The organism is Burkholderia sp. APQ4-4ca, from assembly GCF_057837105.1.
On sequence record NZ_JBYQCG010000003.1, the window covers coordinates 1 to 6,216 of the forward strand.

General features: G+C 55.7%; 6 protein-coding genes and 1 pseudogene. 1 reads left to right on the forward strand and 6 read right to left on the reverse strand.

Features of this window, described 5'->3' with window-relative positions; all coding sequences use genetic code 11:
• A partial coding sequence (locus tag AC3IFE_RS00200; protein WP_489189208.1) for a helix-turn-helix domain-containing protein occupies nt 1-308 on the reverse strand: 308 nt, incomplete at its 3' end.
• 160 nt (nt 309-468) lie between these two features.
• Here AC3IFE_RS00200 and AC3IFE_RS00205 point away from each other — a divergent pair.
• Nucleotides 469-981 (forward strand): annotated as a pseudogene (locus AC3IFE_RS00205) (hypothetical protein); the annotation flags it as partial.
• A 96-nt stretch (nt 982-1,077) separates the two neighbouring features.
• Here AC3IFE_RS00205 and AC3IFE_RS00210 read toward each other — a convergent pair.
• The 5 genes from AC3IFE_RS00210 to AC3IFE_RS00230 all read right to left on the reverse strand — a co-directional run.
• On the reverse strand, nt 1,078-1,299 hold the full coding sequence (locus tag AC3IFE_RS00210) for a SymE family type I addiction module toxin (protein WP_034175735.1): 222 nt from the start codon (nt 1,297-1,299) through the stop codon (nt 1,078-1,080).
• A 689-nt stretch (nt 1,300-1,988) separates the two neighbouring features.
• Complete coding sequence (locus AC3IFE_RS00215; protein WP_489189209.1) at nt 1,989-2,477, reverse strand: SMI1/KNR4 family protein; 489 nt, start codon at nt 2,475-2,477, stop codon at nt 1,989-1,991.
• Between the two features lie 109 nt (nt 2,478-2,586).
• Nucleotides 2,587-3,384: a hypothetical protein gene (locus AC3IFE_RS00220; protein WP_489189210.1), complete on the reverse strand. Its 798-nt coding sequence runs from the start codon at nt 3,382-3,384 to the stop codon at nt 2,587-2,589.
• Between the two features lie 92 nt (nt 3,385-3,476).
• Complete coding sequence (locus tag AC3IFE_RS00225) at nt 3,477-3,854, reverse strand: immunity 22 family protein (protein ID WP_489189211.1); 378 nt, start codon at nt 3,852-3,854, stop codon at nt 3,477-3,479.
• Between the two features lie 6 nt (nt 3,855-3,860).
• The coding region (locus AC3IFE_RS00230; protein WP_489189212.1) for an RHS repeat-associated core domain-containing protein at nt 3,861-6,216 on the reverse strand (2,356 nt) is incomplete at its 5' end.

Consider the following 6,216-nt stretch of genomic DNA (forward strand, 5'->3'; position numbering starts at 1 on the left):
CGACGCATGCTATCCGGAAACCGATCGGGGTGAGCTTCCTGCAGCTTGGCCAGCAACGTAACAGCCTTCAGACGCGGTGCATGGCGCAGCAGTGGCACCACCTCCGTCTCCCAGACGTCAGCGAACGGATCGGATCGGGTGCGCCACGTTCTCGACGCTCTCTGCGACGGCAGCGGCGCACCGCGCTCGATTCGACGCGCCGTTCGAACGCTCATGCCAGCCATGGCCGCTGCGACTTCTTGGGTGTGATGTTTGCGCTTGTTCATATAGAGGCGGACCTGCTGGTCCGTAATGTAGGTTCCGGGCATGGCTGTTCTTCTTTTGGAAGACGATCAGCCATCCTAAAACCCCATCCGTCCGGCGCCGCCGGTGGGGAAGCGCCTACGGCGGCTACGCCGCCTTCGTCGTTTCCCCACCGGCCAAGGTAATTGTCGTCAAACCGGCCAAGATAATTGTCGCCGTCTACCCAATGTGTTTCGCTCGGAGCGGCGTGCGGCTGCTCGGGATGATGGACGTGCGGCGCGTGTGGGTCGTCGACGGGTGCAGTTCGCTGCGCCCGACGAACGTAACCCGTTCGATACGCCCGATACGCGGCCGTTGCGGGAGACGAGTGATGCGCTCGTGGCATCGCCGCCTTCTTTTAAACACGAACCCGATTTTGTCTCGGCTCCGAACCGTGTCGCGCTTGGCGCGGGTGGGAGCGATAGTTTGGGTCGCGCAGTGCCCGGGTATGAGCAGCGCGAGCAGAACTGGAACGAATACCTGCGCGCTAACGGCTCACGACCGGCTGGAAGTAGCGGCTCGTATGCGCCACAGCGGCCGTACGATGCGCCGCGCGGTCCGCACGGGGCACCGAATCCGTTCGATCCGTCGGTGCCGCAGCCGGAGACGCGGACGTTCTACGACAACGGATCGGGGACGAAGTGCACGGCTACCGGCGGCGCGGGAACGTCGCGGTCGTCTTGCGATATCACTTGGTAATGCGTGGTTTGGGGTGGCTGCCACTTACGGCTGCTCTACCCTGTCCGGCGCGCTGCGCGACGTCGCGCAGCGCGGCCGCATCCCGCGGCGTTGCGCTTACAACTGCGTGATGATCAGCCTCCCCGGCTCAATCTCGATCCGCGCCTTGCGGCCCGGAACAAAACACGCATCGTTGATCAGCCACATTCCACCAATCTTCATGTACGGATAAAACGTCTCCGGCCTCGGATCCATGGTCTTCGGGGTACCCCACATCTCCTGGATCGTGACGAAACGTTCCGTCTTCGGTGGTCGTGCTTTATGATTCGGCTTAGCCATGGGCAACTCCTTGAAAGTTGGCTGTGGTTAGCGGGTCGTGAGTGTTGGTAGCACTTGCGGCCCGCGCTCGTTTACCGCGGCGTTTTTATGGTTCGAATTCCTCCTTTGTTGATGAATCGATGGGAGCGATGCTTCGTAGAAGATCGGCGCGTCTGGCGCTTCCGTTCGCGTGCACTGCGGGCACACGATCACCATCAGTTGAACATCACCCATTAAACCATCATTGGTGTGCATTTGAGCGCACGTTAGCCATTGGGTATAGGTAAGCGGCTTGGTCATTTTTCTGGTTATTGCGCATGTTGACACTAATCGCGAGCATGTCGACGCCTGTGCCATCTATTCGGAACATGACTGATCCGAACGTGACGATTTGAAACAGTTCTACGAGTTCGGACTCGACGATGTGTGCCGGGCTCGATACTTGTGTAGCCAATGCAAGGTCTTTTGAGCGCGCACGTCTACGGATGCCACTTGTGCTGAACGTGAGAATCCAGCAACGTTACAACGCGCGGTCGATCATCTGTCGAATTGCATTTGCGGTTTTCCTGCAGGCCTCTCAAATGGCCACCCTGTCGACGCTTAGGGTCAGGCGGACAGCGCGAAGCTCTCACCACACCGGGTTACGCTCGAGATATGCTTCCCTCAACTCCGACGAGCACTTCATCGAGTATCGGTGCTTCGATCTGACGTCATGCGTAAGCGTCGCCGTAATTCTTCGTCTTCCAAAAAACATCTACTCCAGAACTTTTATATAGCTCACAAAGCAACTCAGAAAAACTTAGCGCTATGATTGGACAACTCCCGGCCACGCCATGAACTTCGAAATTACTGTCATAACACCTCCCACTCCTCTTCTTGGAGGTGTCGATGGTTATATAATCTCCACTGTCCGCCTTGCAAATGACATACCAAGAAAAGGAAATATCATTCTCGCACAGCTCACCGACAATAAGCATATTGGCCTGCATCACCTCGTTGGCAGACAATATCTTGAATGATACATTTTCCTTGCCGCTCCTAAAAAAAACGATACCACCACAAAGATTGTAGAACTCCACGAGCTCACTCGGATACACCATGTCCGGGCTCGGCAATAGCGGAAGGCTACCGTTCGCGGGCAATACTTGGCACTTGCTATCGGCCCGTATAATTTCGACGATTTCTTTAATTGACACCATATAAATTTGAATCCACTCAGTGCCATCGAGAACAAAAAATCACTCCCCTTCGCGAGCCAAGGTTAAAGCAGACGATTTACTTAAGGATCGCCCCGTTCGGGAAACAAGCTCACGGCAATTTACGCATTGGCTTATTCGCAGATGCCTTTTGCCAGGCGATCAATATTCCTGCCTCTCCGCAAGCGTTGTTTACTTCGGTCAAGTCGGCATCCTCGACCATCCAGAGCCACATATTGTTTGGAATACTTCTCAAGAAACCTCGAGATGAGTCAGATATGATCCACTCCCTCAATGAAAGATCGTCGACGCGGATTTCCAAGTGATTATCATTGAGTACATTTAAAGGATAAATCATTCTGAGTTTTTCTCGCTCATAACTCACCGAACCCGGCACCCTACCAGGGAGTTCTCGCGTGAAAAGCGACGTATTCTCAAAAGGGAAAATCCTCACCAGATTCACTCCAGTCGAGTATTTATACGCAATCGATGAGTTTTCCGCATCGTACGCAATAGCGTATTTGCAACTCAAGCGAGCCACAACGTTCTCAAGAAATTTTTCTATTTCTTTATTTATCTCATGCACCGCCCTCTCGATCTGTACATCGACAAATGACAACCCCGCAAATTCCGGAACATTGTAACCAAACGAAATAGCCGGGGTACCAGCCGTCTTTTCGTCATTGAGTACCTGGAATGCGGAAACTTTCCCAGTCAATATTTTGGCCCTCAGGTCAGAGAGAGACACTTCTTGACTATCAATAGTTCTCTCTCCACCTCGAGCGACGAATTTTAAAAAAAATCCCCTGGTTGCTTCCGAACCCAATTGACGAAATAAATCTTCAGCCACCTCTAGAGTGGTGACGACCTGAATCGGACTAGTCCCATAAACTACAATTCCCGCATTCATATTCGTGGGCGTACTTCATCGCATGATGCGCATCCGTGAGCTCGTAGATCTTGCTTGCTTCGATCTTCCCCTTTTGAACTACACCACCAAGCCTACTTCTGAAAATCAAACACCCCGACGAACCGCACGCGGGAGGTAGGACGGACGCCTTCTGCGTTCTCGTACTGAAAGTTATAAAGTAGGATTAGACCGTTATCGTCAGCACTGCGCATAGCTTCGAGCTCAGGAATCAGCACGTCGGCAAAACTATCGACCCAAGAAAATCCCACAAGATTCTCTCGGAGGCTTAGATCCGGTTGCAGCATGTCCGCCTCGCGGAAACCATCGTCAAACCAATCAATTCCGGTATCGTCTCGAAACTGATTGAAAGAGTCACCATTCTCGTCGTAGGCGTTCTCGATGTAGTCCGTAAGATCATCGTCGTCAGTGAACTTCCCGACCCAGACTGATACTTTGTTAGCTTTTTCCATTCTTCCTTACTCCGTCGGCGGCCGAAGACCCGCGGGCAGATCGTCGACGCCATTAGTGAGCCGATAATTTCCCCAGTTCTGCAAACGCCGTAAGTACGTTGCATAGTCCATGGATGAATCGACAATATCAATGATTTCACCGTGCGCTGTCCCTGATCCTTTCTTTCCGTGCATCCAGTCAGGATTGATACCACCAGTGGATTTCGTCGGCGTTCGATTTCCCCAGATATCTTCTGCTGTGAGCCCCCAACGCTTAAAGGTAGGGGCACGACTTACTGGCAACCACTCGTGCATTTTGCCAGGCCAACGCAATCTGTCCTCAATCGTCCCTCGATAGTCCTTCCAGTAGGTATCGAACTCGTCGGGCGTTAGCTTATTAAACCATTCCGCGAAGCCTTCACGGATACCTGGAATCGGACATCGCTGGAGTCCCAACGGATCAGTCTCGTCAGTCGGAGTCGGGACGTATCCGTAGATGCGAGTGCCGCCCCGCAGGCCGATCGGGTCCTGACTAAGATATGCGCCGGAATCTGGATCATAATACCGATTCAGGTTGTAACTGAGCCCTGTCTCGTCGTCCACCCACTGGCCAGGAAAGCGCAGCGTTGTGTCAATTGCTGACGCGCCGTCATTAGCTGCTCGCCGTGCCGGCAGCAGTTTGCCCCACAACGAATACGCAGCCTTCCACACTGGCTTGCCGTATTGGTCAAACACGGCCTTCGGCAGACCAACCTGATCGGTCAGGATCGGGTAGAGGCCGTCGTCAGTCTCCTGCGCAAGCGGCGAGAAACCGCCGGGTTCGATATGCCACGTTACGACCTGGCCGGTCGTGCCATCGCGCTGCTCGATCCAGCGTTCTGCTAGCGCCGCCCCGTCCCACAGGAACTTCACGGTTTCGCGGCCGCCGAGTTGCTGCTTTTCGACCCTGCGGTTGAAGGCATCGTAGCGATACAGCCATACGCCGCGTTCGGGCGTCGCAACCTTCACGAGCCGATTGAGCCCATCCCACGTGTATTGCCACGTCTTTGGCCTAAACCCGGGCTGTTCAATCGTCTTCTCGATCGTTCGGCCACGTGCATCGTACTGATAGCGTGCGTAGCCGACCCGTTCCGGCAAACCTCCGCGGCCATAGTGGTGGGCATCTACGGGCGCCTGCTGCCCGTGAGCAGCAATGTTCATCGCAGCGTCGTAGCGGAAGTGCTCAGTCGGCTGCAGCAGACTTTCCGCGGTGACGATCTGGCCACGTGCATCGCGCCGATACGTAAGCGTATCTATGTCGGTGTCGACTCGCTCCAGTTGCCCGGCTGCGTCGTAGTGATAGACCTGCCGCGTCAATTGCTCGAGCGCACGGGCCGGATCGGCTTGCAAGGCATCGAAGGCTACGGCAGGCCCCGCAATCTGCCGGCGTATACGGCCGAGTGCATCGTACTGTTGCTGCGCGACAAAATCTCCCGCTTCACGGCCGATCTCGCGCCCTAACGCATCACGCCGGATCGTCAGTTCCCCGACTTGCGTCAAAGCCCCGGATACATCGTACGCATAGGAGGTCTCGCGCCTAGGTGTCATCCGCAGACGTCGTTGTCCATCGGCGTCGTAGACGTGCCGCAACAATTCGCCATGCTGATCTTCGCCGATCAAGCGGCCATTCCTGTCATAGGCAAGGCGCGTCACATGAACGTGCTCACCCTGGACCTCCGCCGATGCCAATCGTCCGCTCGCATCGTAGCGGTAGGCAAGCTTCACGTCGCCGGCATCGATCTCGATGAGCCGGTCGGAAGCATCGTATGTATAACGCCACTGGCCACCGTCGGGCAGTGTCTTCGTCAGCAGGCGACCAACGGCATCGCGCTCGTATTCGGTCGCGCGGCCTCCCCAGTCAATTTCGGCCGCGAGACGCCCGGCCGCGTCGTAGCGGTACGTGTAAGTCTCTCCCAGCGCATTGATAACCTTCGTCAGCCGGGTCGCATGGTCGTACTCAAAACGCGTTGCATGTCCGGCCGCGTCGATCGACGCCGTAAGCAAATCGAATGGACCGTAGGCTCGCTGGATCGTACGTCCTAGCGGATCGATCCACTCGACGGGCAGGCTCTCGCTGTTATAGCGTGCCCTCGATACCGAGCCATCAGGGCGCGTAACCGCGCTCAGCAGACCACGCGGATTTGCCGAGCCATCAGCATAGTCGTAACGCGTCACATGCCCGTCGGGCGACATCTCCTCCAACAGCCGGCCCAGCACGTCTATCTTGCGACGAAAGCGTGCACCCGTTGGCAACTCGATGTCAGTCAGCCGCAACCGGGCATCGTAGTCCAGGCGCGTCTCGCGATCACCTTGAACCACTCGCAGCAGTTCGCCATGGGGCCCA